Here is a 1283-nt window from a genome sequence, read left to right as displayed (position 1 = left end):
GGATAACTCCAATTTCTGACATTACTTCTATAGTATGTCCTCCATTAATTAAACCCAGTACTGATGGGGCAAGAATTATTCCTATCAACATCTGACCAACAACTTTCGGAATTTTTAATTTCTTTGAAAGCAACGTAGCTAACATAGAGAAGAAAAGTATAATTGTAATTTGAAAAATATCTTCCATTTTTGAGTTCCTTCGATTTCTTTATTGAATAATATTAATTATAACATCCAGGATACTGATTTTTTTAAATTAATTTAGAATAATATTTTCTATTGATTAATTTTATCAAAATAATTAGTTTGCTTCTCAGCATAAAACCTATTATCAATATTAGTTTCGGAAAAATTGTAATTTTTCCGAAAGTTATAGATGTCTCGTTCTTCCTTAACTTTAGCACTCAATGTCAGACTAAGCTGTCAACTCCTTGATGTTCCTGAATCAAGTTATTATGAACGGATTAACCGACATCCATCTAAAACTCAATTAAGGAGACAATACCTGTCACTCAAAATTTCTCAACTCTTCAATGCTAACCGAGGAATCTATGGTGCTCCTAAAATTCATCATCTTCTACTTAAACAAGGGGAAAAAGTCGGGTTAAAACTGGTACAGAAGCTAATGAAGCAAGTTCTCCGGTTATTTGTGTTTGACTTGAACGCATCCATTCTACTAACTCTGCTTTGACAACTGGTCGATTCATCATGGGGTTACTTGTACGTTTATATGTTTCAACCATTTTTAAAGATGGACTCCTTTTTCAACTAATTTTTCTAATTCACTCAATCGATTTTCAAAAAGCTCAAAGGCAGCATCTAAATAATCGGTAGATTCCATATCAACTCCAGCTTTGGCAATTACTTCTAAAGGATAAGCTGAGGAACCTGCCTTCAAATATTCAAGATATTTTTGACGATCCTCAGTTGAACCATGAACAACTTTTTCAGCTAAGAAAGTTGCCGCAGCAAAACCTGTTGCGTATTGAAAAACATAGAAATTATAATAAAAATGCGGAATTCTAGCCCATTCATACTGAATTTCTGGATTTTCTTTGACTGCTAAATTATAGTATTTTTCATTTATTTCGCCATAAAGTGAGTTTAAGTATTCACTTGTTAAAACTTCACCGGCAGCATCTGCTTCATGAATTTTTTGTTCAAATTCGGCAAATTGACTCTGACGGAAAACAGTTCCACGGAAACTATCAACGATGATTGCGCGTACTGCGTTCTGTCGGTTGGTAGCGGCGTAGCAGATATCGTCTGATCCAGGTCCGTTC

2 protein-coding genes and 1 pseudogene are annotated in these 1283 nt (G+C 34.1%); 1 reads left to right on the top strand and 2 read right to left on the bottom strand.

The features are described 5' to 3' along the window. The coding region (locus ACWEH3_RS36145; RefSeq protein ID WP_452358517.1) for a cation:proton antiporter domain-containing protein at nucleotides 1–187 on the bottom strand (187 nt) is incomplete at its 3' end. 204 nt (nucleotides 188–391) lie between these two features. On the opposite strand from ACWEH3_RS36145, the pseudogene ACWEH3_RS36140 reads away from it, so the two are divergent. Beyond that, a pseudogene (locus ACWEH3_RS36140) lies at nucleotides 392–637 on the top strand (IS3 family transposase); the annotation flags it as partial. A gap of 108 nt (nucleotides 638–745) precedes the next feature. Here ACWEH3_RS36140 and ACWEH3_RS36135 read toward each other — a convergent pair. After that, on the bottom strand, nucleotides 746–1283 hold a 538-nt coding region (locus ACWEH3_RS36135), incomplete at its 5' end, for a M3 family metallopeptidase (protein WP_452358516.1).

This window comes from Nocardia sp. NPDC004718, assembly GCF_053601535.1.
The sequence above is the reverse complement of the archived record's forward strand: the minus strand, read 5'-3'. Positions and strand labels throughout refer to the sequence as shown.